Source organism: Stappia indica (assembly GCF_020177335.1).
Classification (GTDB): Bacteria; Pseudomonadota; Alphaproteobacteria; order Rhizobiales; family Stappiaceae; genus Stappia; species Stappia indica_B.
The window spans coordinates 207,864-233,710 of record NZ_JAIVMG010000005.1; the positions used below are offsets into that span (position 1 = coordinate 207,864).

General features: G+C 67.0%; 19 protein-coding genes. 15 read left to right on the forward strand and 4 right to left on the reverse strand.

The window, feature by feature from the left end; genetic code table 11:
* The first annotated feature begins 100 nt into the window (after positions 1-100).
* From LC062_RS09340 to LC062_RS09370, 7 genes are all read left to right on the forward strand, one after another.
* Positions 101-1,387, forward strand: a complete 1,287-nt coding sequence (locus tag LC062_RS09340) for an NAD(P)/FAD-dependent oxidoreductase (protein WP_224910832.1) — start codon at positions 101-103, stop codon at positions 1,385-1,387.
* The gene (locus tag LC062_RS09345) at positions 1,384-2,562 is read left to right on the forward strand and encodes an NAD(P)/FAD-dependent oxidoreductase (protein ID WP_224910764.1); all 1,179 of its coding nucleotides are present in this window, start codon (positions 1,384-1,386) and stop codon (positions 2,560-2,562) included. The genes LC062_RS09340 and LC062_RS09345 overlap by 4 nt, the downstream gene beginning before the upstream one ends.
* Before the next feature lie 10 nt (positions 2,563-2,572).
* Positions 2,573-3,289 carry an SDR family NAD(P)-dependent oxidoreductase gene (locus tag LC062_RS09350; RefSeq protein ID WP_224910765.1) on the forward strand — a complete coding sequence of 239 codons (717 nt, stop codon included), beginning with the start codon at positions 2,573-2,575 and terminating at the stop codon, positions 3,287-3,289.
* 74 nt (positions 3,290-3,363) lie between these two features.
* Positions 3,364-4,905: an ABC transporter substrate-binding protein gene (locus LC062_RS09355; protein WP_224910766.1), complete on the forward strand. Its 1,542-nt coding sequence runs from the start codon at positions 3,364-3,366 to the stop codon at positions 4,903-4,905.
* A gap of 153 nt (positions 4,906-5,058) precedes the next feature.
* Positions 5,059-6,000: an ABC transporter permease gene (locus LC062_RS09360; protein ID WP_224910767.1), complete on the forward strand. Its 942-nt coding sequence runs from the start codon at positions 5,059-5,061 to the stop codon at positions 5,998-6,000.
* Positions 5,997-6,902: an ABC transporter permease gene (locus LC062_RS09365; protein WP_224910768.1), complete on the forward strand. Its 906-nt coding sequence runs from the start codon at positions 5,997-5,999 to the stop codon at positions 6,900-6,902. The genes LC062_RS09360 and LC062_RS09365 overlap by 4 nt, the downstream gene beginning before the upstream one ends.
* Positions 6,899-8,695, forward strand: coding sequence for an ABC transporter ATP-binding protein (locus tag LC062_RS09370; protein ID WP_224910769.1), 1,797 nt, complete (start codon positions 6,899-6,901; stop codon positions 8,693-8,695). Before LC062_RS09365 ends, LC062_RS09370 begins: the two co-directional genes overlap by 4 nt.
* Positions 8,696-8,753: 58 nt before the next feature.
* Here the strand turns inward: LC062_RS09370 and LC062_RS09375 are convergent, their stop codons facing one another.
* Positions 8,754-9,707 (reverse strand): helix-turn-helix transcriptional regulator, encoded by a 954-nt coding sequence (locus LC062_RS09375; protein WP_224910770.1) that lies wholly within the window; start codon positions 9,705-9,707, stop codon positions 8,754-8,756.
* A gap of 208 nt (positions 9,708-9,915) precedes the next feature.
* Between LC062_RS09375 and LC062_RS09380 the strand changes: the two genes are divergently transcribed.
* Positions 9,916-13,299, forward strand: coding sequence for an autotransporter domain-containing protein (locus LC062_RS09380; protein ID WP_224910771.1), 3,384 nt, complete (start codon positions 9,916-9,918; stop codon positions 13,297-13,299).
* Positions 13,300-13,372: 73 nt separating this feature from the next.
* On the opposite strand, the gene LC062_RS09385 is transcribed toward LC062_RS09380, so the two are convergent.
* Positions 13,373-14,602, reverse strand: a complete 1,230-nt coding sequence (locus LC062_RS09385) for a hypothetical protein (RefSeq protein ID WP_224910772.1) — start codon at positions 14,600-14,602, stop codon at positions 13,373-13,375.
* A gap of 59 nt (positions 14,603-14,661) precedes the next feature.
* Complete coding sequence (locus LC062_RS09390; RefSeq protein WP_224910773.1) at positions 14,662-15,234, reverse strand: hypothetical protein; 573 nt, start codon at positions 15,232-15,234, stop codon at positions 14,662-14,664.
* A 272-nt stretch (positions 15,235-15,506) separates the two neighbouring features.
* On the opposite strand from LC062_RS09390, the gene LC062_RS09395 reads away from it, so the two are divergent.
* From LC062_RS09395 to LC062_RS09425, 7 genes are all read left to right on the forward strand, one after another.
* Complete coding sequence (locus LC062_RS09395; protein ID WP_224910774.1) at positions 15,507-17,129, forward strand: carbamoyltransferase family protein; 1,623 nt, start codon at positions 15,507-15,509, stop codon at positions 17,127-17,129.
* Positions 17,130-17,202: 73 nt separating this feature from the next.
* Positions 17,203-18,426: a glycosyltransferase gene (locus tag LC062_RS09400; protein ID WP_224910775.1), complete on the forward strand. Its 1,224-nt coding sequence runs from the start codon at positions 17,203-17,205 to the stop codon at positions 18,424-18,426.
* A 6-nt stretch (positions 18,427-18,432) separates the two neighbouring features.
* On the forward strand, positions 18,433-20,082 hold the full coding sequence (locus LC062_RS09405; protein ID WP_224910776.1) for a carbamoyltransferase C-terminal domain-containing protein: 1,650 nt from the start codon (positions 18,433-18,435) through the stop codon (positions 20,080-20,082).
* Positions 20,075-20,893, forward strand: coding sequence for a phytanoyl-CoA dioxygenase family protein (locus LC062_RS09410; protein ID WP_224910777.1), 819 nt, complete (start codon positions 20,075-20,077; stop codon positions 20,891-20,893). Before LC062_RS09405 ends, LC062_RS09410 begins: the two co-directional genes overlap by 8 nt.
* A complete protein-coding gene (locus LC062_RS09415; RefSeq protein ID WP_224910778.1) occupies positions 20,890-22,872 on the forward strand; it encodes a carbamoyltransferase family protein in 1,983 nt (660 codons plus the stop codon). The genes LC062_RS09410 and LC062_RS09415 overlap by 4 nt, the downstream gene beginning before the upstream one ends.
* Positions 22,862-23,794 (forward strand): phosphotransferase family protein, encoded by a 933-nt coding sequence (locus tag LC062_RS09420; protein WP_224910779.1) that lies wholly within the window; start codon positions 22,862-22,864, stop codon positions 23,792-23,794. The genes LC062_RS09415 and LC062_RS09420 overlap by 11 nt, the downstream gene beginning before the upstream one ends.
* On the forward strand, positions 23,791-24,528 hold the full coding sequence (locus tag LC062_RS09425) for a 5'/3'-nucleotidase SurE (RefSeq protein WP_224910780.1): 738 nt from the start codon (positions 23,791-23,793) through the stop codon (positions 24,526-24,528). Before LC062_RS09420 ends, LC062_RS09425 begins: the two co-directional genes overlap by 4 nt.
* Positions 24,529-24,533: 5 nt before the next feature.
* Here the strand turns inward: LC062_RS09425 and LC062_RS09430 are convergent, their stop codons facing one another.
* Entirely contained in the window at positions 24,534-25,736 is a 1,203-nt protein-coding gene (locus tag LC062_RS09430) for an aspartate aminotransferase family protein (RefSeq protein WP_224910781.1), read from the reverse strand.
* Between the last annotated feature and the right edge of the window lie 111 nt (positions 25,737-25,847).

The following is a 25,847-nucleotide window of genomic DNA, read 5'->3' on the forward strand; positions in this document are numbered from 1 at the left end:
ACATTTCCGTATGTGTAACGAAGGAAACGGTATTTGCGTTATATCCACAGCCTGCCCACTGTGACAAGCTGACACATGTCGGGAGAGCACTGTGAGCGGGATGGAAGAGCGGTCGGCGCTGCCGGAAAAGAGCCAGGTCGTCATTATTGGCGGCGGAATCGTCGGCGTCTGCACGGCGCTTTATCTTGCCGAAAAAGGCATTCCGGTCGTCCTGTGCGAAAAGGGCCGGATTGCGGCCGAGCAGTCCTCGCGAAACTGGGGCTGGATCCGCAAGGCGGGACGCGATTCCCGCGAGCTGCAACTGATGATCGAGAGCGCCAGGCTGTGGCGCGAGATCGCCCCCCGGCTCGGCGAGGACATCGGCTATGGCATTCGCGGCACCACCTATCTCGCCGGTAACGCGGCCGAGCTTGCCCGGCACGAGGCCTGGCTGACGGAAAACGCCGCCTTCGATCATGGCGCGCGACTGCTTTCCCCCCGAGAGACCGACGATCTTCTGAAGCGCGACGACCGCCGCTTCGCCGGCGCCCTGCACACGCCCTCCGACGCGACCGCCGAGCCGGCGCTTGCGGTTCCGGCGATGGCGCGCCTTGCCGCGCGCTGCGGCGCGGTGATCCTGGAAGGCTGCGCGGTGCGGTCGGTGGAGCGCCTGGGCGGACGGGTCAGCAGTGTCGTCACCGAGCGGGGCGAGATCGCCTGCGAGACAGTGGTTCTCGCCGGCGGCGCCTGGTCGCGGACCTTTCTGGAAAACCTTGATATTTTCCTGCCGCAACTGGCGATCAAATCCTCGGTGCTGCGCACCGCGCCGGCGCCGGAAATCATCGCCGGCACCGTGGGGGCGACCAAGGCGTCGCTGCGGCGGCGGGCCGATGGCGGCTACACCATCGCCCGCTCGGGCGCGGCGGAATTCCAGATCATCCCCGCCGCCTTTCGGCACCTGCGCGCCTTCCTGCCGGTGATCGCCGACCGCTGGCGCATCCTGAAGATCCGCGTTGGCGGCGAGTTCTTCGGCCCGCTCGGACGGCACCGCTGGCAGGCCGACGAGGTCACCCCGTTTGAACAGGTCCGGGTGCTCGATCCGGCACCGGATCAGGCGCTGCTGGCCTCCGTGCTGGCCGCCGCCAAGGCGCTGCATCCCCGGCTTGAGGGCATCGAGGTCGCGGAGACCTGGGGCAGCTTCATCGACGTGATGCCCGACGAGATCCCGGTGATCGACGAGCCGGCCGGCTGGCCCGGACTGGTGATCGCCACCGGGCTCTCCGGCCATGGCTTCGGCATCGGCCCCGGGGTGGCCAAGCTCGTTGTCCAGCACATCGAGGGTCAAGAACCGCTGGTCGACATGGCCCCCTTCGCCCTCGCCCGCTTCGGCAGGAAGGTTGCCGCATGACCGGCGCGCCCCTCCCCGCACCGGATGTGCTCGTCATCGGCGCCGGGATCACCGGGACCGCTGCGGCGCTGGAGCTGGCGGAAAGCGGCGCAAGGGTCGAACTGATCGACCGCTATGGCCCGGCGGCGATGGCCTCTGGCTGGACGCTGGCCGGGGTGCGCCAGTCTGGGCGCCACCCGGCGGAACTGCCGCTGGCGCGTAGCGCCGTCGCCCTGTGGCCGGAGCTCGACGAACGGCTCGGCGCGGAGACCGGCTATCGCCGCTCCGGCAATCTGCGGCTGGCACGCAATGCGGCAGAGGCCGAGACCATCCGGGCGCTGGTCGCCGACCAGTCTGCCGCAGGCCTCGATCTGCGCTATCTTGCGGACCTCGCCGCGATCCGCGAGATCGCCCCGCCCCTGTCCGACGAGGTGATCGCAGCGTCCTTCTGCCTGACCGATGGGCATGCGGACCCGGTCGCCACCGTCTCCGCCTATGCCCGGCGGGCCGGCGATCAAGGCGCGGTGCTGTCCTTCGGCGAGACCGTCCGCCATTTCGAGACCCAAGGCGGGCGCATCACCCGTGTCGTCACCGACCGGCGCGCGCTTGCCCCCGGAGCGGTGCTGCTTGCCGCCGGCTTCCTGGCGAACGACCTTCTGGCTCCGCTCGGCGTGCGCCTCCCCTTGCGCCGACCGATGGTCACGGTGCTCAGAAGCGCGCCCATCGCTCCCCTTCTCGCCCCGGTGCTCGGCGTTGCCAATGCGGATATGGCGGCCCGGCAGGAACTCACCGGACGATTGCGGGTGACGAGCGGCGCGGAGGACTGGGCCGGCGGCCTGGTCGAGCGCGCCGGCGTTCCGGCCATCCGCCCCCGCATACGTTCGGTTCAGGCGACCATCGACAAGGTGCGCCGCGTGCTTCCGGCCTTTGCCGAGGCGGAGCTGGAAGACGTCTGGGCCGGCGCCCTCGACCTCACGCCGGACGCCCTTCCCGTCATCGACCGGGTGCCGGGGGTTGAAAATCTCGTCGTCGCCGCTGGCTTCTCCGGGCACGGCTTCGGCATCGGCCCGGTGACGGGGCCGATGGCCGCGCGGCTCGCCATTGGGGAGGAACCGGACGACCGGCTTGCCTCCTTCCGCTTCGACCGGTTCGCCGATGGCGCCGTCGCCACTGCCCCCCTCACCCTGCACGGATAAGGAGAGCCCATTGCTCAACCCCGAAGGTCGCGTCATCATGGTTTCCGGAGCGAGCCGGGGGATCGGTCTCGCCATTGCCCGAACGCTTCTTGCCAAGGGCTATGCTGTCAGCGCCGGCGCGCGAGACCCGGAACGGGTGCAAGCCGGCCTGAAAGGGGCACCCGGGGGGGACAAGCTTCTGTGCGCACGCTATGACGCGGCCGACCGGGCCAGCCACGAAGCCTGGCTCGGCGCCACGCTCGACCGGTTCGGCCGGCTCGACGGGCTGGTCAACAATGCCGGCACCTCCAACACATTCTCGATCGAGGAAGGCGAGGAAGCGGAGCTGGATGCGCTCTGGGCGATCAACGTCAAGGGGCCGCTGTTCCTGACCCGGATCTGCCTGCCGCATCTGAAGGCGGCCGGCAATGGCCGGGTGATCAACGTCGCCTCGCTCTCCGGCAAGAGGGTGCGCAACGAGAACATCGCCTACAACATGACCAAGCACGCGGTGATGGCGCTGACCCATGGCACCCGCCGCATCGGCTGGGATCATGGCGTGCGCGCCACGGCGATCTGCCCGAGCTTCGTTGCCACCGACCTGACCGACGGGGTCACCAAGATCAGCCGCGAGGCGATGATCGACCCGGAGGATTTCGCGGAAATAACCGCCCTGGCACTGGCCCTGCCGAATACGGCAGCCATGGCGGAAATGCTGGTGAATTGCCGGCTGGAGGACACGCTTTAGAACCCAGACAATAGGGAACGGCGTGAACCTGGGTCATCCATAAAAAAAGAACCAACCGACCAGAGGACGAAAACATGAAAGCAAGGATGGGAATTGCGCTGGCGGGACTGCTGGTGGCGGGCAATGCCTTTGCCGCCGGCACCACGCTGAATGTGGGCATGGGCAGCGCCGACGCCGGCAAGCTCGACCCGCATGTTGCCACCTCGACCCCGGACAAGGGGCTATTGCACTGGATGTTCAGCGGCCTGGTGCGGATCAAGCCGGGCGAAGCCAGCCCGGAGTTCATCGAGCCGGACATCGCCAAGAGCTGGACCACCTCCGACGACGGGCTGACCTGGACCTTTTCCCTGCGCGACGACGTGGAATGCCACGGTGACTACGGCAAGATCGATGCGGAGGATGTGGTCTATTCGCTGAAACGGTCGGCCAATCCGGAGGTCTCCGCCTTCGCCAAGGACTACACCGCCTTTGACAGCATCGAGGCGACCGGTCCGCTCGAGGTGACGATCAAGCTGAAGAACACCGTGCCGAGCCTGCTTGGCCTGCTGGTGCCCTATCACGGCGGCAACATCGTCTGCAAGGATGCGGTCGAGGCGCTTGGCGAGGAGTATCAGCGCACGCCGATCGGCACCGGTCCCTTCATGTTCGCCGAGTATCAGCCGCAGCAATACGTCAAGCTGGTCGCCAATCCGGAGTATTATCGCGGCGAGCCGAAGATCAAGGAAATCTACTACCGCTACATTCCCTCCGATTCCTCGCGCGACCTTGCCTTCCAGGCCGGCGAGATCGACATGATCTACGGCAAACAGGAACAGACCTGGGTCGAGCGGATCCAGAAAGTCCCCGGCACCAAGGTCACGGTGATGAAGCCGGGCGAAATGTCCGTCATCCATCTCAACATGACCATGCCGCCGCTGGACGATGTGCGGGTGCGCCGGGCCGTCGCCCATGCCATCAACCGGGATGCGATGGTGCAGTTCAAGGGACCGGACGTCACGCTGGCCGCGCTTTCGCCGGTGCCGGAGGGCCATCTTGGCTTCACCGCCGACGTGCCGACCTATGAGTATTCCATCGACAAGGCCAAGGCGCTGCTGGCCGAAGCCGGTCATCCGGACGGGGTGACGATCAAGGCGATCCACACCACCCTGCCCGGCATGCTCTCGACCATGGAAGCGGTCCAGGCGCTCTTGCGCGAAGCCGGCATCACCCTGGAGATCGAGACCGTCGAACACGCCACCTTCCATGAGCAGATCCGCAAGGACATGAGCCAGGTCACCCACTATGCGGCGGCCCGGTTCCCGGTGGCCGACGTCTACCTCTCCCAGTTCTTCCATTCGGATGCCACGGTCGGCACCGAGACGGCCATTGCCAACTTCTCGCATTGCGCTGTTGCCGATGCGGAGATCGCGGCGGCCCGCGTCGAAACCGATCCGGCCAAGCAGCTCGCCCTGTGGGCCACCGCCCAGCAGAAGATCATGGACGAGGTCTGTGCCGTTCCGGTGGTGCAGAGCATGCAGCTCTGGGCCTGGAAGGACACGCTCGACCTCGGCGTCACCGTCAACGGATCGCTGAACCTCAGCCCGCCCGTCACCGAGCAAGCCGCCTTCTCCGAGTAATCGGACCGCGCATGGCCGGCGCCGGGGTCGCGACACGGCGGCCCCGGCATGTGACGACGCATCGCCCTTCCGGGGGCGGCACTCATCCGCCGTGCGGCGGACCTTTCGTCCTGGCGACAGGGTCCGCCGCACGCGACAGGGGCGCGCTTACCCATGACAGCATTTATCCTGAAGCGGCTCGGCTTTGCCGCGATCACGCTCTTTGCCGTTCTGACCATCGTCTTCTTCATCGTCCGGGTGCTGCCCGGCGATCCGGCGCTGGCAATCCTTGGCGACCAGGCCAGCCAGGCCGCGCTGGAGGCCCTCAGGGTCCGGCTGGGGCTGGATGTTCCGCTTTATCAGCAATATGTGGCGTTTCTCGGCGGGGTTCTGGTCGGTGACTGGGGCATCTCCATGGTGTCCGGCCGACCGGTGATCGAGGAGATCATCAAGGTTCTGCCGGCAACGCTGGAGCTGACCATCGCCTCGCTGATCCTCGGCGTCGTGGTCGGCATCCCCATCGGCGTCTGGTCGGCGGTGCGGCGCAACAAGCTGCCGGACTACCTCGCCCGCATCGGCTCGCTGCTTGGCCTGTCCTTTCCCGCCTTTGTCTCGGCGGTGCTGCTGCTGCTGTTCTTCTCCATCCAGCTCCGCTGGTTCCCGGTGATCAGCTCCGGTCAGGGCGGCAGCCTTGCCGACCGGCTGCGCGATCTGGCCCTTCCGGCGATCAATCTGGGGCTGATCATGGCCGCCTACATCACCCGGGTGACCCGCTCGGCCATGCTGGAGGTGCTTAACCAGGACTATGTGCGCACCGCCCATGCCAAGGGGCTGGTGTTCGCCGTCATCGTCTGGCGCCACTGCCTCCGGAACGCGCTGATCCCGGTGGTCACCGTGGTCGGTCTCTACCTCGGCATCCTGATCGGCAATTCGGTGCTGACCGAAATCGTCTTCAACCGTCCCGGCCTCGGCAAGCTGATCGTCGGCGCGCTCAACCAGCGCGACTACACCATGCTGCAGGGCATGATGGTGATCTACACGCTGATCGTCGTCCTGGTGAACCTTGTCACCGACCTGACCTACGGCCTGATCGACCCGAGGATCAAATACGCATGACGTCGCCCTCGCACTCTCCCCGCCTGTCGCGGTCGGCCTATCTCCGGATCGCGCTCGCCTCTCTCGCCGCAGGCTTGTTCAAGGCATTCAACGCCAACAAGACCTCCTGGATCGGGCTGGCAGTGTTCCTGATCGTCGCACTGCTCGCCCTGCTGGCGCCGGTCATCGCTCCTTATGACCCGCTCGACCAGAACATCCTCAACCGCCTCAAACCGCCCTCGGCGGCGCATTGGCTCGGCACCGATTATTACGGCCGCGACACGCTCTCGCGCATTCTCTGGGGCGCGCGGATCTCCCTCACCATCGGCCTGATGGCGATCGGATCGGCCATGGTCATCGGCACATTGATCGGCATGATCGCCGGCTATTTCGGCGGCCGGACGGATCTTCTCATCATGCAGGTGATGGATGTGCTGCTCGCCTTCCCGTCGCTGATCCTCGGCCTGATCGTCGTCGCCATGCTCGGCCCGTCGGTCGCCAATCTGGTGATCGCCATCGCCCTGACCGCCATTCCGCCGTTTTCGCGGATCGCCCGGGCGCCGACCATTGCGGTCAAGAACCGCGAGTTCATCGAGGCGGGCCATGCGCTCGGCTACTCGCATCCGCGGCTGATGTTCGGGCATATCCTGCCCAACATCGCACCTGAGGTGCTGGTGATGGGCTCCCTTTGGCTGGCGACCGCCATCCGGGTGGAGGCGTCGCTCGCCTTCATCGGCCTTGGCGTCAACCCGCCGACCGCCACCTGGGGCGGCATGATCCGCGAGGGCTTCGAGAACATTCTCGACAGTTTCTGGCTGGCCCTTTTCCCCTCGCTCGCGATCCTGATCGTCGTCTTTTCCTTGAACCTTCTGGGCGATGGCCTGCGCGATGCGGTCGATCCCCGGCTGAAGGGGGAACAATGACCCATCCCATCCTTTCGGTAGACAATCTGACCACCTCCTTCCGGGTCGATGGCGACTGGGTTCCGGTGGTGCGGGACGTCAGCTTCACCGTCGACCGGGGCGAGACCGTCGCCATCGTCGGCGAATCCGGGTCCGGCAAATCGGTCACCGCCCTGTCGATCATGCGGCTGGTGCAACAGAGCCACGGCCGGATCGAAGGAGCGATCACCCTTGATGGCGTTGACCTTCTCGGCCTCGACGAGCCGGCAATGCGCGATGTGCGCGGCGGCGATATCGGCATGATCTTCCAGGAGCCGATGACCAGCCTCAACCCGGTGCTGAAGATCGGCTTTCAGGTCGGCGAGGTGCTGCGCCGGCATCGCGGCATGAGCGCCGCCGAGGCGGACCGGGAGGTTCTGCGGCTGTTCGATCTGGTGCGCATTCCCGACGCGCGGCGGCGGATCGACGAGTACCCGCACAGCTTTTCCGGCGGCATGCGCCAGCGGGCGATGATCGCCATGGCACTCGCCTGCCAGCCCAAGCTTCTGATCGCCGACGAGCCGACCACGGCGCTCGACGTAACGATCCAGGCGCAGATCCTGGAGCTGATCCGCGAGCTTCAAAAAGAGATCGGCATGGCGGTGATGTTCATCACCCATGACATGGGCGTGGTCGCCGAGATTTCCGACCGGGTCGTGGTCATGCTGCGCGGCGACAAGGTCGAGGAAGCGCCGGTGCGCGAGCTCTTCGCCGCGCCAAAGCACAATTACACCCGGATGCTGCTCGGCGCCGTGCCGAAGCTCGGCGGGCTGGGCGACACGCAGACGCCGCGGCGCTTCCCCACGCTCGACAGCAACGGCACCGGCCCGGAGCCGGACAACGAGGCCGATCACCGGGGCAAGACCATTCTGGAGGTTCGCAACCTGACCACGCGCTTTGCCGTGCGCGGCGGGCTCCTGAACCGCCCGGTCGGCAATGTCCATGCGGTGGAGAATGTGTCCCTGTCGCTCGCCGCCGGTGAAACCCTCGCCCTTGTCGGCGAATCCGGCTGCGGCAAGTCGACCACCGGACGCTCGATCCTGCGGTTGATCGAACCGGTGGCCGGCGAAATCCTGTTCGAGGGGCAGGACCTGATGGCGGCCAGCCACGCCGAGCTGCGTCAGGCGCGCCGGCGGATGCAGATGATCTTTCAGGACCCTTACGGCTCGCTCAACCCGCGCAAGGCGGTCGGCGCCGCCATCGCCGAACCGATGCATGTGCATGGGCTGATGGACAGCGCGCGGATCGGCGAGCGCGTCACCGAGCTTCTGCGTCTGGTCGGGCTGGACGAGGAGCACGCCCTCCGCTTCCCGCACGAGTTTTCCGGCGGGCAGCGCCAGCGTATCTGCATCGCCCGCAGCCTTGCCCTCAACCCCAGCCTGATCGTCGCCGATGAATCGGTCTCCGCCCTCGATGCCTCGATCAAGGCACAGGTGGTGAACCTGATGCTCGACCTCCAGCGGGAACTGGATCTGGCCTATCTGTTCATCAGCCACGACATCGCCGTGGTGGAGCGGGTCAGCCACCGCATCGCCGTGATGCTGCTGGGCGAGATCGTCGAGACCGGCCCCAGGGACAAGATCCTGCGCGATCCGCAACACCCCTACACGAAAAAGCTGATCGAGGCGGTGCCGATCCCCAACCCGGAGACGCGGCGCGAGCGCGGCGGCCTGATCACCGACGAATTGATGAGCCCGGTGCGCGCCCTCGACTGGACCCATCCGGCCACCCGGATGCACGCCGTGTCCGAGGATCATTTCGTGCGCGAGTTCTAGGCACGCGCGTTGATCGCGGCTACCGATGGCGCAAGGCCCGCGCCATCAGCACGCACACCTACCGCCGTTGCGGCGTCCTGTTGCGCGGCCGATGCAAGGTGGTGGCCGGCGCCTCGCCGAACTGCGCGCGATAGGCGCGCGAGAAATTGGCCACATGCCGGTAGCCGAGCCGGATCGCCACTTCGCTGACGGGCAGCTTCTCCTCATGCAACAGGCGCCGGGCGGCCCGCAGCCGCTCGCCGCGCACGAAGGCCGCCAGGCTGACACCGCGCAGCGCCTTGAACATCTGCTCCACCCGCGCCAGCTTCAACCCCGCCTGGGCGGCGAAGGTGCGGCCGGCGAGAGTGTCATCGAGATGGTCGCGGATATGCGCCAACATCTCGTCGAAGCGCATCAGCTCCCAGGCGGTGAAGGGCTGCCCGACCGGATTGTGCTCGCAAAACGCGCGAAGCGCCTGGCTGAACAGTTGTTTGCCCAGCCCCTCGATGGTCATCGCCCGCAGCGGCCCGTCGAGGCTGGGGCCAAAAAGATCCGTCGCCAGTGTCTTGACGCTGGCTGGCAACGGCAAGGTCTCGAACCGCTCCAGCGTCTTGCCGCGCTCCATGAAGGGGGCGAGCCGCAGCGGCATGGTTCCGTTCAGTTGCTGCTTCAGGATGCGCAAGGACACCGCCACGCCGGTATGCCGGATCAACATTCCGGCGGGCAGGTCCAGCACGAACCCGGAAGGGCCCACCCGCATCAGCGCCAAAGTGTCTTCCGCCATGGCGCAGGTCTTGCCGCCAAGGGTGCTCAGCGCGGCGGACCCGGCCAGTTGCACTGAAAAGCCGAGCCAGGGCTGCGGCAACTGGTTGGGGACGGTGAAGCGACAATCGGCGACCGCTTCGATCTCCGAGCGGTAGATGGCAACGCCCTTGTCGAAGACGAGCCGTTCGACCCGTCCCTGGGCGCCGGGAATGGCAATGGCGTTGCCACCGACCATGCGCCATTCCGGCGCGTCAACGCCTTGATCCATGCGCTCCGCCGTGCCCCCACCCTTGCCCGCTGTTTTGCACACCTCGTCACCGCGCGTCATGACAAATGATAACTCCCCGTCAAAATGATAAAAAAATCAGATGGCTATTCCAATAGCGGACTTTTACCGTTCGGCCAATCTCCGGATCCGCGGATCTCCGGACCCTTGATCATTTGAATAGCCAGAGACGTCCCCCATGAAATCAGTGATGCCGTCGAGACCCTGCACCGCGCGGAAGACGATGGAGGCGAGAAAGACCTGGCTGCGTGCCAGCACCGCGTTGTTGGCCGCGGCATTGATGTGTCCCGCCTCTTCCGGATGGGCTCAGGAGGTCATCAACGGGTCTTATGAAACCGTCGATGGCGGCGGCACCGGCACCCGGCCAAGTCCCTGGACAATCCCGGGCAGCCTGACCGTCAGCGAGACCCTGACCAGCGGATTGTACATCCAGAATGGCGGCGTCGTCAGCGCCAGCGAGGTTCTGCTGGGTGCAAACCCGGGCGGGGATGGAACGCTTCGGCTCACAGGCACGGTTTCCCAGCGCGGCGCTCTGGAAACCGGTCAGGTCAGCGTGGGCGCGGGCAGCGGCACGCTCCGCTTTGACGGCGGCATCCTCCGCCTCACTGGCGATCAGACGGATCTGTTCGCCGGCTTCGACCCCGGCGACATCACGATCGGCTACAACAACGCGTATATCGACACGCAAGGATTTTCGGTCAAAACCTCCCACGGTCTCCAGGGCTTGGGCGGTGTGCTCAAATCCGGGTCCGGCACGCTGACCCTGACCGGCGACAACAGCTACGCGGGGGGCACCACGGTGTACGGCGGCACCCTGGAGGTCGACGGCGGCAGCATCGACCACGCCTCCGGGCACGTCTACGTCGCAGTAAGCAGTGGCGACAACGCTTCCCTCGTCATTCGCAATGGCGGCACGGTTGACGCCTACAACGGTCAGATCGGCTGGGGCACGGGAGCAACCGGCGCGGTGTTGGTGACGGATGCCGGCTCGCGCTGGAGCAGTGGCGGTATCCTGAATGTCGGCGGCTTCGGCGCAGGCACGCTGACCATCCAGAATGGCGGTCTGGTCGAGAGCCAGAACAGCCACATCGGCTATTCCAGCACTGGCACCGGCCAGGTCCTGGTCTCCGGCAGCGGATCGCGCTGGACGGTCACGGGCGAATTGCAGGTCGGCCGCATGGGCACCGGTGCCATGGTCATTGAGGATGGCGGAACGGTCAGCAGCACCCGCGCCATGCTCGGCGATGAAGGAACCGGCACCGGCACCGTCCTGGTGACCGGTTCTGGGTCGCTCTGGGACGTTGCAGGCGAACTCGCCGTCGGCTTTGCCGGGCAAGGCACCCTCACCATCGCCGATGGTGCCCGGGTGTCGTCGGACACCACAGTTGTCGGCAGCTTCAGCGCCGCCAGCGGCACGGTGATCCTCAGCGGGACGCCGGGCGCGCGCGGTGTCTTGGAAACCAATCAGGTCTCCGAACGCTCTGGCGACGGCAATTTCATCTTCGATGGCGGCATTCTGCGCCTGACCGACAATCAGACCAATCTGTTTGCCGCCTTCGATGCCGGCGACATCACCCTTGCCGCCGGAGGCGGCTTCATCGACACCCAGGGCTTTTCGGTCTACAGCAGCGCGGTTCTTGACGGCGTCGGCGGCTTGACCAAGCAAGGCAGCGGCAAGCTGACGCTGAGCGGCGCCAATACCTACACCGGGGCTACGGTGGTTGAAGCCGGCACGCTGGTGCTGACCAACGGTCAGGCGATCGCCGACACCGGCGCGGTGGTCCTCCAGGGCGGCGTGCTACGGCTCATAAGCAGCGAGACCATTGGCTCCCTGAGCGGCCTTGCCGGGACCAGTATCGAGCTTCAGGGCAACACGCTGACAGCTGGTGGCAATGGTGCCAACACCACGCTGGCGGGCACCTTCACCGGCCCCGGCGGGTTTCACAAGACCGGCGCCGGCACGCTGACCCTGACCGGAGACAACTCCGGCTTCAACGGGACCACTGAAGTTTCTGGCGGCACGCTGATCGTCGGGGTTGGCGGCAGCGGCGCGCTGGGCGGCACGCTGGATGTTCTGAACGGCGGCGCGCTGGGCGGCTCGGGCACGGTGGGCACAGTCACCGTTGGCTCCGGGGGCATCTTGCGGCCGGGCAATTCCATCAGCACACAGAACGTGGCCGGCGACCTGACCTTTGAGAGCGGCTCGGCCTATGAGGTGGAGGTCGACAGCGCCGGACACAGCGACCTGATCGCCGCGACCGGCCAGGTGACCATCAATGGCGGCACGGTCAATGTCCGTGCCGAAAACGGCCTGGATGACGGATCGACCTACGATCCAAGCACCACCTACACCATCCTGACCGGGACCGGCGGTGTCACCGGCACCTTCGACACGGTGACGGACAACTTCGCCTTCCTCAACGCTTCGCTTTCCTATGATCCCAACGCCGTTCATCTCACCCTTGTGCGCAACGACACGGATTTCGCCAGCCTCGCCGACACGCCCAATCAGCGGCACGCGGCCCAGGGCGCCGAAAGCCTCGACCCGACCAACGACCTCGTCAAGGCGATCGTCGGGCTGAGCACCACCGAAGCCCCCCGGGCCTTCGATGCCATCTCCGGCGAAATCCACGCCTCGGCGAAGACCGGCTTCATCACCGACAGCCGCCTGATCCGCGACCTGGCCACCAACCGGGTGCGCGTTGCCTTCGAGGAGGCCGCAGCCGCCGCGCCGGTCGGAACGGACCGCTCCACGCCAGTGGCGCTCTGGGGCGCCGGCTTCGGCTCCTGGAACAACATCTCCGGCAACGGCAACGCGGCCGGCAGCACGCACTCCAGCGGCGGCCTGCTCGTGGGCGCCGATGCGATGGCCGGAGACTGGCGCCTCGGCCTGATGGCCGGCTACAGTCACTCGTCTTTCCAGGTGGATGAACGCGCCTCCTCCGGCAGCAGCGACAACTTCCACCTCGGTTTTTACGGCGGGCGGCAATGGGGCGCGGTCGGCCTGAGCGCCGGTGTTGCCTACTCCTGGCATGACATCGGAACCACCCGCACCGTTGCCTTCAGCGGCTTCCGCGACACGCTTTCGGGCAAGTATCACGCAGGCACCGCGCAAGCCTTCGGTGAATTGGGCTACCGGGTCGAAACGAAAGCGGTGACCCTCGATCCATTCGTCAGCCTGGCGCATGTCAGCCATTCGACCGGCGGCTATACCGAAAAGGGCGGCGCGGCGGCGCTGGTGGCAGGGCGTCAGACCACCGATGTCACCTTCACCACGCTCGGCCTGCGTGCCAGACGGGATATTCGCCTTGGCGGCCTCAGCGGTGTGCTGCACGGCATGGGCGGCTGGCAGCACGCCTTCGGCGACATCACCCCCGACGCCACCCACGCGCTTGTCGGCGGCAGTGCCTTCACCGTGACCGGGGTTCCGCTCGCCACCGACGCGGCCATCATTGAGGCCGGGTTGAACCTTGGCCTTGAGGCCGGCGCCGTGCTGGGGCTGTCCTACAATGGGCAAATCGCCGGTGATGCGCAGAGCCACAGCCTCAACGCCAAGCTCGGCTTCGCGTTCTGATCCAGCGCCAAACAGATGATGTCGGCTTTCAGGATATCGGGGGGCGTCCCGGCCTTGTCCTGAAAGCCGGCCTTCACCGCCCGCCCTCCTCCTTCCAGCCAGAAGCGGCCCGGTCGATCAGGGCATCGACCTCCGCCTTCAGGGTTTCACCCGCTGCTGCCGCCGATTGCGCCTTTTGCGCCAGCCGGTCGGCCACGAGCGCGGTGCCCCGCACCTCTCCCCTTTCGGGATGCTGTCTCCATCCCCAGCAATCTCCCACCGGCACAAGCCCCGGGTCAGGCTGCGGAAAGCCTGCGTCCTCCGGCCAGAGCACCCCGCCGAAAGCTCCCGGCCAATTCGCCACCGTGCTGACCAGCGGCCGCTCGAACCGTTTGCGGGTCTTGAAATGGCCGAAGTCAACCACTTCCAGGCCGCTGCTGCGTCCCGACCGGGCGATCTGAATGTTCACCCCCTCCACCTCAATGGGAAACCGGCGTCCCTCGAAACCGGCGAGCAGCGCCTCCGGTACCCGCGCCGGCGCCTTCAGACCCGGGCAGTCGCTCAGCCAGACACCGTCGGGCTTCCTGTCGAGGCGGATCGGGTCATCCGCCGAGCTGGTCAGGCCGAAGCGGCGCAGCATCAGCTCCACGCTCAGACAAGCGCGCTGCTCCTCCGAGCGGGCAATCGGCAGATCCGAGACCCAGGAGCGCAGATGCCCACGCCGCACGCAGACCGCCGCCGGCAAGCGTGCGCCGGTTTCGTCCAGGATTGCAAAGCCAAGATCGATGATCGCGTAGATCGGCAGGCTGGCGCAGGGCGCCTCGCAGTGGTGGAACACCGCGCCGACAAGGCGCGACCACAGATACTCCTCAAAGGCCTCGGACAGGCTCATCAACCCGTTGGAATAGGCGCGCCGCTGCGGCGTGCAGCCGGGCCCCACGCCGACACCCTTGATATCGAGCCACACCTTGTCCGGGCGTGGCTCGACCACGCTCGCACCCGCCAGATGTGGCAGGTTCGACCGCGCCCAGCCGGGCACCGGATCGTCGACAAGGCGAAAGCAGGCGCGGCCATAGCGCGGCGGCCGGAACCCCTCAAGCTTCCGGTCGCCGACGGGGATGGCAGCGTTCACCGTGTCATGGGAAAGCTGCTCTTGCGAGACGATCGCGGCTTCCTGCAACAGCCAAGCGCGCATTGCCGCGACAAAGCCGGCGCGGACCTTTGGCGTCAGCCTTGCCAAATCCACATCCAGATCCATGGCCAGAGCCGGCGCGTCGAACAGCACGACGCGCCCCGTTTCCACGGCCCGGAACCGCTCGCTCAAGGATGGCGCGCGGTCCGGCGAGGGGGGATCGGGACTGGGCGAGGCAAGCGATGCGGTCGTCAACGGCCTTCGACGCTATCCGCCATCAGCTCGGCATAGCTCGACACCTGTTCAAGGGTCCTGGCCAGTTCGGCGCCCGCAGCGGGGAGCGTCTCGAACGACTGCGCCAGTGCGCCCAGCGCATGGGCCGCGCCCTCGATATTCTCGGCGATCTGCGGTGCCCCCTCAAGCGTTGGGGCCATCGGTTCGGCGGAAAGCGCAAGATCCCTCAGGGCATTGGCAATCGGGCCGGATTCAACCGAATGCAGGATGCCTTCCATATTCTCCATCAAGGCCTCCGCCGAACGGACAGCCCCGACGGAGGGCACCGGCCCGGTTTCCAACCCCGCCATCTGCCCCGGAGCGGTTTCAAGGCCCAGCGCCGCCGGATCGGTTTCCACACCAGTAAGCACAGCCGGCTCGGCTTCCAGATTGGCCATCCCGGGCATGGCCTCGATCCCGGCTGGCACCGATTTCGCGTTGGCTTCGACGCCGTTCGCAATGGCCGACAAAGCCTCGATCGCCTGCGGCAGCTTGTCGACCAGATCATCGGCCAACCGGCGGGCCCGCTCGTATTCGCTCGCTCCGGACATCATTACCTCCACACACAACCAAAACGATACGCGCAATCAAGAAACAACTCACTCTGAAAGTCAATCTCATCTGCCCAAGGGGCAGCAGAGCGCCGGAAACGGATCGCCCTAGCGTCTCACCAACTCAATCAAAAAGAGATTTTCCGAACTTGAACAACCAAAAACCCTTGATAGTATTGCGTGCATAGTGTCCCAGACGAGGATCCAAGGTGGCGGCAGGACGGACGGGCTGGATTGCGGGGGTAAACCATGGTGCCCACGATGCGTCCGCAGTGCTGCTTCACGAGGGCCGGCTGGTCGTCTGGGTCGAGCAGGAACGGCTCTCCCGCACCAAACACGCGATCGACGAGCCGCCTGCGGAGGCGCTGCGGGCCTGTCTGGAGTTTGCCGGCATCGGCCCGGCGGATCTCGACTGCATTGCCCTAGGGTCGGATCACGACGCGCTCGCACGCTGGCTCTGCCTTGACGCAGAGCAAAGGCGAAAGGTGCTGCCCTTCGACCGGCCCGAGCGCATTCTCCCCGCCGATCTTCTTGACGGCGGCGCACCTCCTCCGATGGTCTCCGTCCGACATCATCTCGCCCATGCGGCCAGCGCCTTTTACCCGAGCGGCTTCGACCGGGCGGCGGGGCTGGTGATGGATGCGATGGGCGAAGACGCCTCGACCAGCCTTGCCGTCTGTCAGAACAAGGAGCTCTCGCTGCCCGTGTCCTACGGTGTCGAGGAGTCCCTCGGGTTCTTTTATGAAGCCGCCGCGCTCTATGCCGGCTTCTCCCGCCTCCAGACCGGCAAGCTGATGGGGCTTGCCTCCTACGGCACCCCCGGCCAGCCGATGCCGCTTGAGGCCGACCGCAACCAGAGCGGCCGGCTCTGGACCCTGCGGCACAATGCGCGAACGCCCGGGCGGACCGGCATCAACAACCGGGAAGAAGACCTTCTGGCGTTCTTCGGCGAGCAATCGTTTCCGCATTGCCGGCGGGAGACGGCAGAGGTAATGGCGTATCAGGACTTCGCCGCCTCCGCCCAGGCCGCCCTTGAAGACGCCATCCTGACGCTCGCCGAACGGGCTGTCAGCCTGGCGGGATCGCGCGATCTGACGCTGTCCGGCGGCGTGGCGCTGAATTGCTCGGCCAATGGCGTCCTGTCCCGCTCCGGCCTTTGCGACAGGCTCTTCGTGCAGCCGGCTTCAACAGATTCCGGCGTTGCCTATGGGGCAGCGCTGGTCAAGGCACGGGAGCTCTACGGCACCGCCTTCCAGCCCGGCGAGATGCGTGACGCCTATTGGGGGCTTGAGAGCACGCGCACGGAAATCCGCGCCGCGCTCGACACCTCCGGCCTGCCCTACCGGGAACTGGCCGCACCCGCCCTGTGCGAGGCAGCCGCAGACGTAATCGCCCGCGATGGCATCCTTGCTTGGCATCAGGGACGGGCGGAAATCGGCCCGCGTTCGCTCGGCGCACGCAGTCTTCTGGGCAACCCGGCGCGGCGCGCGACCCTTGCCCGCATCAACCGGATCAAGCAGCGCGAGGTCTGGCGGCCGCTGGCGCCGAGCGTTCTGGACACGCACTTCAGCAGCTATTTCGACGGAACGCCCAACCCGTTCATGATCGTGTCCGCGCTGGTCAGACCGGAGATGCGCCGTCGCATTCCCGCCGTCACCCATGTGGATGGCACCGCCCGGCCGCAGTTGGTCACGCGCAGCGCCAATCCCCGCTTTCACGACCTTCTGACCCATCTTCATCGCAAGACCGGCACGCCCATCGCGATCAACACCTCGCTCAACGGCCCGGAGGAGCCGATCTGCCTCCGTCCGGCGGAAACGATCCGCCTGTTTCAGTCCACCGAGATCGATGCGCTGGCGCTGGGAGATTTCCTTGTCGAGAAGCCCCATGGCTGAAATCCGGTTTCCGTTCTGCCGCTCAAGAGCCGTCTTTCGGCGCGGCGCTGATCCGCGGCCGGGCAGACCCGCCATGCTCTACCTCACCAACAAGCTGCGGCGGTATCCGGATTCCGGCGGCGCCCGGCGGGAGCATGAGTTGCTGCGCCGCCTGACCGGCCGGTTCGACATCCACTATGTCGCCTTCACGCCGGACTTTCCGGAAGAGGCCGGCGCGGTCGAGGCGCCGCCGCTGGCCTTTGCCTCCACCACGGTGGTTGCCGCCGGCGATGCCGCCCCCCCTGCCGCCGGCCCTTCCCTGCCCGAGCGCATCAGTGCCCATGCAGCCCCGATCGGGCGGGAGGTGATCGCCTGGCTGGCCCGCAGCTTCGCCCCCGGCTTGGTGCATTGCGAAGGCTACTTCCTGATGCAGCACCTTCCGGAGAACCTTGGCCTGCCCATTGTTCTGCAAGAGGAAAACATCGAGTTCGAGCTCGACCGCGACCGGACCCGGGTTCAGGGCGAGGAGCGGAGCGCCGCCGCGGTGCATTCCCTCGCGGAGGAGATCGAGGTTGCCTGCTGGCGCCGGGCCGCCGCGTGCATCGCGGTTACCCGCGAGGATGCGGATATCCTGCGGGCACGGGCACCCAAAGTGCCGACGGTCTGTCTGGTCAATGGCGGTGAAGCCGCGCCGCAGCCGCTGGCGGCGCCGGAAAGCGGCCGGGCGCTCTATGTCGCCAATTTCAAATGGGCGCCCAGCCGCGATGCCTGCAGCTACCTGCTGCGGGACATCTGGCCCCGTGTCAGGCAGTTGAACCCGGAGGCCGAGCTTCTCCTTGCCGGGGCAGAGATGGACGACGGGCTGAGGCGCCAGGCCGCACTTGCCGAAGGGGTGGAGATCGAAAGCCCCTTCGACACGTTTTCCGAAGTGGCCGCCCGCTGCGCCCTCCTCGTCAGCCCGCTGCGGTTCGGCGGCGGCCACAAGATGAAGATCGTCGAAGCCCTGTGCGCCGGATTGCCGATCGTGGCAACGCCGCTTTCCCTGCGCGGCTTCGGCGAGGAGGTCCGGCGGACGGTGGCGGCGACCGCCAACCCCACCGCCTTTGCCGCCCTCACCGCCGCGCTTCTCACCTCGCCCGAGGTTTGCCGCAACATGGCCCGCGCCTCCCTCCTTGCTGCCCGCGAACTGCCCGGCTGGGACCAGGTGACCGACGGGCTGGCGGAGGTCTGGCTTGGCGCGCTCACACCCGGCCTTGCGGCGGCCACGGCGGCTTCTTCTTCGCCCGCACCGCATCCGGCCGTGCAATCAGGGGACTGACAGGCAATGTATATTCTCGGCCTCAATGCGCCTCCCCTTGGCTGGCACGACCCGAGCGCGGCGCTGATCGACGCCGACGGCACCGTGCTGGCGCTGGTAGAGGAAGAACGGGTCTCGCGCCGCAAGCACGGCCTGCACCAGTACCCCACAGGGGCCATCAAGGCCTGCCTCGACATCGCCGGGATCGGAGTGGAGGAGATCGCCACGGTCGCCATCGGCTGGGACCTGCCACGGCAATGGCCAAGGCGCGACCGGGATGCGCTCGATCCGCCGCTGCCCGGCCGGCTCTGGAGTTTCGACGACTGGGCCGCCTATCTCGATGCCTGCCTGGGCACGAGTTGCCGCAACCGGCCGGACCTCGTGTTCGTGCCGCATCACACCGCCCATGCGCTCAGCACGTTTCACGGCTCGGGTTGGCCCTCCGCCGCCATTCTCATCGTCGATGGCAATGGCGACGACGAGGCCATCTCGGTCTACCACGCCAAGCGCGGCGCCTTTCCGGTGCGCAAGGCCCGGCTGCCGTTCAGCCATTCCATCGGCACCATGTACGATACGGTGAGCAACTGGATCGGCCTCAGCTTCCTGGAGGCGGGCAAGACCATGGGACTTGCCGCCTATGGCCGCGGTACTGAGGCCGCCGGCGAGATGTTCCGCATCCGCGAGGACGGCATCGCCCCGCCCTTCGACCTGCCGCGCGACAGCGAATACGATGCGGTGGTGGCCGAATGGAACCGGCATTTCGAACGTTCGGGCTTTCGCAAATCCTCCAGACCGGTGGCGGAGCTTCACACCTGCGCGGATGCGGTGTCGCTGTCATGGGCGGCGCAGTCCGGGCTTGAGACGCTGATGGGGCAACTGGTGGACTGGGCGCGCGAACTGACCGGGGAGACCCGCCTGTGCCTTGCCGGCGGGGTGGCGCTGAACTGTTCCGCCAACGGGCTGCTGCCCGAGCCGGTCTATGTGCCGCCGGTGCCGCATGACGCTGGTGTCGCCCTTGGCGCGGCGTGGTTCGTGGCCCCGCCAAGGATCGCCGCGCCGCTTTCTCCTTACCTTGGGCGCGGCGCCAGCGAGGCGGAGATCCACCGCGCGATCCGCGCCAGCGGCCTGTCACGCACGCCGTTCGAGGCCGCACGCCTTGCCGGGGAGTTGGCGGAGGGGCGCATCGGCGCGCTCTTCACCGGTCGGTCCGAAGCCGGCCCCCGCGCGCTCTGCCACCGCTCGATCCTCGCCCGCCCCCATAGCGCCGAGGCGCGCGATACGGTCAACAGCCGCAAGTCCCGCGAATTGTGGCGGCCGCTCAGCCCGGTCGCCCTTGCCGGCCATTGCAACGCCTATTGGCAGGATGCGCCAAACCTTCATCGCTACATGGTGGGCGCGGCCACGGTCAGCGAAACCTGCCGGCAGGTGGCGCCGGGCGTCGTTCACGTGGATGGCACCGCGCGGCCGCAGCGGGTGGAGGACGACGGCGAACCGGTCGCCCGGATCCTGCGGGCGATGGAGGGCGCCGGCGCTCCCGGGCTTCTCATCAACACCTCGTTCAACCGGCGCGGCGAACCGATCGTCGACGATCCGCTGACAGCGATAGACGCCTTCCGCGCCATGCGGCTCGATTTTCTGGTCTTCGACGACAAATGGGTGGTGCATGATCATGGATGAGACAGTGAGCGATGCGCTCGGCCGCCTGGCAGACACGGGCTTCTGCGTCATCGAAGGAGCGTTGACGCCCGATACCATCGCCGTGCTCAAGGCAGAGATCGACGCCGTTGCCGCACGCGAGCGCGCGGAGGAAACCTGCTGGTACTCCCATGGCAATCAACGCATTTTCATGCTCGCCAACAAGGGTAAGGCCTTTCTCGACCTGATCGAGCATCCGCTTGCCCTGGCGCTTGCCCGGGCCGTTCTGGATCCGGACTGCCTGCTGTCGAGCATCACCGCCAACATCGCCAATCCGGGCAATACCTCCCAGCACCTCCACGCGGATCAGGGCTACATCCCCCTGCCCTGGCCACGGGCGGAAGTGGTCAACTTCATCTGGGTGGTCGACCCGTTTACCGAGCGGAACGGGGCAACCCGGATCATCCCGGGGTCTCACAAGTGCATGACACCGCCCGCCCCGGACGCCGAGACCCTGCCACTCTGCGCTCCGCAAGGCGCGCTTGTGTGCATGGATGGCCGGGTCTGGCACGGGACCGGCAGCAATCTCACGCAAGACATGCCCCGCCGGGGCATCTTCGCCTATTACTGCCGGCCCTATATCCGCCAGCAGGAGAACTTCACCCGCTCGCTGCGTCGTGAGTTGCTCGCCGAGTTGTCCGACACCCAGCGGAGGCTGCTCGGCTTCGATATCTGGCAGGGGCTTGGCGCGGTCAATGGCCTGCCGACCGCCTGGATGGACGGACGCCGGCGCGTCGGCCCGACCGACGAGGACGGCCTGTTCGCTGCCGCCGCGAAGGACCCGACCCGGTGAAGGCGATCGGCTTCAGCGGCGGACCGGACCACATCGCCTTTCCCGCCGTCGCGCCGGGCCTGTCACCGCTGTTCTTTCATGACGCGGCGGCGGCATTGGCGATTGATGGTGAGGTGCTGTTCGCAGTCGAGCAGGAGCGGCTGTCGCGACAAAAGCATACAAATGCCTTCCCGGTGGAGGCCTTGCGGGCCTGCACCGCCTTTGGCGGCCTCGCCCCTGGAGAGATCGACGCCTTCGCCTTCTTCTTCGAGGAGGCCTATTACGACCGGTCGCTGCAGGACGATTGCCGCAAGCTCGGCCTGCCCGCGCCGCCGCCGGTGCGCCAATTGCTGCGTGAGCGCCTGTCGGCGACCTTCGAGACGGAGATTGCCGACGAAAAGCTGTTTTTCATCAATCATCACAAGGCGCACGCCCTTTCCGCCTACCGCGCCTCGGGTCTCAATCACGCGCTGGTGCTGGTGGTCGACGGCAATGGCGAGGATGTATCGTCCAGCCTCTTCGATGCCCGAGGGGGCGACTTGCGCCTCCTGACCAACCATGGTGCCGCCCATTCCCTGGGGCACTTCTTTCGTCTGGCGACAAAGCTGGGCGGGTTTCGCGATTTCGAGGAATACAAGTTCATGGGGCTCGCCCCCTATGGTGATGCGGCGGCGCTGCAAACCGGGATGATGGCGCTGTTCACCCCGCTCGCCGACGGCGGCTATGAGCTGGACCTGGACGGGTTGACGGCACTGGCGGCTCGTCATCGGGTCGGCGGCAAAAGTGCGGGAATGCCGGACCGGGTGACCGCCGATTTCGCTGCCGCCGCCCAGGCGCTGCTGGAACGGGCCGTCCAACATCTCCTGGCCCCCTGGGTGGGGCGAACCGGCGCCCGCGCGCTTTGCCTTGCCGGCGGCGTTGCCCAGAACTGTGTCATGAACGCGCGCCTTGCCCGCACCGAAGACTTCGACACGGTGTTCGCCTACCCCGCCGCCTATGACGCGGGCGCGGCAATCGGCGCGGCACTGGCCGTCTCCCCTCCACCCCGCCCAGCGCCCTGCCCGACAGCAACGGCAACCGGCGCCGCTTATTCTGCCTTTCTCGGACCGGAGCTGGAGCGCGATGCGGAGATCGCGGCGGAGCTGGAGCGGTTCGGTCTGCTGGTTGAAGCGCGCCCCATCGCGGCGCCCGAAGAACGGGCCGCCGAGTGCCTGGCGGAAGGAGAGATCATCGGCTTTGCCGCCGGACGTTCGGAGTTCGGCCCCCGCGCCCTCGGGGCACGGTCCATTCTCGCCGACCCCCGCCCCAAGGAGAACTGGCAGCGGATCAACCTCGCCATCAAGCAGCGGGAAAGCTTTCGCCCCTTTGCCCCGGCGGCGCTGGCCGAGGAGGCGACGGCGCTGTTCGACACGCCCGATGCGGCACTGAACCTCGACCACATGACCTTCGTCAGCCGCGTCCGCCCGGTTCACCAGGCCCAGCTCGGCGCAGTCACCCATGTGGATGGCAGCGCGCGGCTGCAGACCGTGGCGGCCTCCTCCAACCCCGCACTTTACAGCCTTATCAGCGCCTTCAAGGCGCGGACCGGCTGCCCGGTTCTGCTCAACACCTCCTTCAACAACAGTCACGAGCCCATCGTCCAGAGCGCCAGGGACGCACTGCGCACCTTCCTCACCACCGAACTGGATTGCCTGTTCGTCGGCGGCTTCGAGGTCCGCAAGGCCGGCGCGCTGATCGACCATCTCCCGGCCCTGCGCTGGCGCCTCGATCCCTGGGTCGAGATCACAAAGGAAGACGCGGAGCAGGTGACCCTGACCCGGGCCGGGCGGTATCGCACCACCCTGCCCGCCCCCTTGTTCGCAATGCTGCTTGAGCCGGAGGAAAATGGCGCGCGCGGGTCGCAGTCCCCCAGACAAGCAGACCAGGACCAACACCAGATTGCCGACGCGGTCGCAACGCTCTGGCGGCAACGGTTCATCGACGTGCATCATGCGTGCTGACGCGGCCGCCACGGAGGAGGTTCGGCGCTGGGCGACGAGACTTGTCGGCAGCGCCCCGGACCGGCTGACCCGCCTTGCCGGCGGTCAGGGCTCGGGATCGGATGTGTTCCGCGCCGACTGGACTGACCTGCCCGCGAAAGCCCGCCCCCTTGTCATCCGCCGCCATGGCGACCGGCAATGGCTTGCGCGGGAACCCGACCTGCCAGAGCGGGAAGCCCGGATGCTGGGTTTCGCGGCGGCAAGCGGCCTGCCCGCACCGCGCCTTGTCGGGCAGATATCCGCCCCCTCGCCAATGCTCGCCATGACCGCCCTGCCCGGGCGGACGATCCCGCCGCGCCATCTCACGGCGGCGCATCTGGACTGCGCCGCGCGTGCTGCCCGGCACCTGCATCAAGTGCCGATCCCGCAGGAACAGCGGGCGACGCTCCCCCGCTATGCACCGCATTACATCACCGGAACGCTGCCCATCCTCGCCCCGGACTGGAGCCATCGGCCGGAGATCTGGCGCCGCGCCATCGAGCTCTACTTTCTCTGGCCAGAGGATTTGGAACACGGCAGCCACGGTCCCCATCTGGTGCACAGGGACTTTCACTTCGGCAACCTTCTGTTCGAGGGCGAGGCGCTTTGCGGCGTCGTCGACTGGGTCACCTCCTGTATCGGCGACCCGCAGGCCGACATCGGCCACATGCGCTGGAATCTGGTGCATGACCTCGGCTTTGACGCCGCCGACCGTTTCACCGCGCTTTATTGCGAAGGCAGCGGCGCCGCGCCCTACCACCGGAAGTGGGATCTTTATGCGCTCGTCGGCGCCCTGCCCGACCTGCCGCCGCTTCCCCTTGAAGTCCGCTCCCGACTGGAGGCCTTTCTGGCCGAAACCCTGAATGTGCTTGAAGGAACCACGCCATGGAGGGAGCAGCCATGACGGGTGCCCCCATTGCCGTGACCTGCGACGACGGGGTCGACGCGCCGGGCTTCGCCGCACTGATCGGCGCTCTGCGCAAGGGAGGTTGGCCGCTCCGGGCCGGGGCGACGACCCGCTCCTGGCCGAGCAACGGCACGGCCACGGGCTTTGCCGCACCGGAAGACCTTGATCATGCACGCTTCGATCTGGCGGAGGTGGCCGGGATCAGGTGCCGGGTCCATGACGCCGCGCCCGCCTTTGTCGCCCGGTGCCTGCTTGCCGGCGCGAGCGAGGACGCCCCGGCACCGCGTCTCCTGATCGCCGGGGTCAATGCGGGACCGAACGTCGGCCGCGACCTCATTCATTCGGGAACCTTCGGCGCGGCCCTCACCGCCATGTGGCTTGGCCTTCCGGCCATCGCCGTCAGTCTCGACGATGTTCATTCGGTCGATGAGCGCAACCCCGGACCGCTGCGATACGATCTGGCGGCCCGGGTCGCGGCGCTGGCGCTTGGCTCTCTGCTTGACGCACCAGCGCCACATCTTGTGAACCTCAACATTCCCAATTCGATATCCTCGGACCGCGCCCGCTTTCATGCCGCGACGCCGCATCCGGGCGACGGATCGGGCCTCGACGGCGATATCGACGCCTTGAGGCGCGGTCTGGTGGCCGTCTCGGTCTTTCGCGGGCGCGACCTTTCCTGCGACGGGCAGGAGAGCCGCGATCTGGCGGCGGCCCTTGGCCGCTCCTGGTAGGGCGATCAGGCCACGCAGGCGCTAGCCACCTCCGCGAAGGCGTTCCGCGCGGCGGCGACCGTCCCGGCGATATCCTCCTCGGTCATCGCCAGGCAGGTGAACCAGTGATGGGCCGGATGCAGCAGGACGCCACGCTTCAGCATCGCCTTGCAGAAGGTCCGCATCGCCGCCTGATCGAGCGCGGGATCGCCGTGGTCGAAGCGCAGGAAGGGCATGACGGGCAATCCGGCCGGGCGGGCCGGCACACGGGCCTCGCTTGCGGCCCGGGCAAGACCATCGGACAGCGCCTGCCCCAGCGACCAGAGCCGCCGGTAGGGAGCGCCGCCCTCCAGCCGGTCGAGGGTCGCATGGGCTGCGGCGAAACCATCGGCGCCGCGAAAGAACACCGAGGAGGCGGACACATCCGCCATGCCCTGCATGATCGCACGCCGACCGGCAACGGCGGAGATCGCGTGCCCGTTCGCCATCGCCTTGCTGAGGCAGACAAGATCGGCGGCAATGCCGAAATGGCTCTGCGCGCCCCCGGGGGCCAGCCGAAAGCCGGTGCGCACCTCGTCAAACACCAGCGGAATGCCGTGATGATCGCAGGCCGCCCGAACCGCCTCCAGAAACCCCGGTTCCGGCGGATCGATTTCAACCGGCATCATGATGACACAGGCGACCGCCTCGCCATCGCGCTGCAAGCGGGCCACCAAACCCTCGGCATCATTGTAGGTGAACGCTGCGGTTCGCGCGCGCACCTCCGCCGGTATGCCGCCGGGACGCGGCGCGCACCAGTCATGCCAGCCATGATAGCCCCAGCGCAGCACCAGATCGCGTTTCCGGTAGGCCCGGCATAGGCGCACGGCGAGCGAGGTGGCATCGGACCCGGTCTTCAGGAAGGCAGCCATCTCCGCCCCGGGAACCGTTCGCACCAGCCGTTCGGCCAGTGTCACCTGGCTCTCAAGATGCAGGGATGGCGCAACTCCATCGGCCAGCGCTGCCGTGACAGCGGCGGAAACCTGCGGATCGGCATGGCCAAGCACCACCGAGCCGAAGCCTTGCAGGAAGTCGAGATAGCGGTTGCCGTCGACGTCCTCGACATGCGCGCCCGAGGCACGCCGGACGAAGACCGGATAGGCATCGCCCGGACCATACCCGGCGGACAGCACGCCTGCTCGGCCCTGAAACGACGCATCCACGGCCTGGGCCCGGTCGAGCCATGCCATTCCGACCGCCAGGGATTGCGACCTCTCCCCCACCTCCATCGACGCCTCCACGCGCAAGGCGCGCCCGCGAGCGAGCAAATCGCAGGACGCACAATCACAAGATGTGAAGAC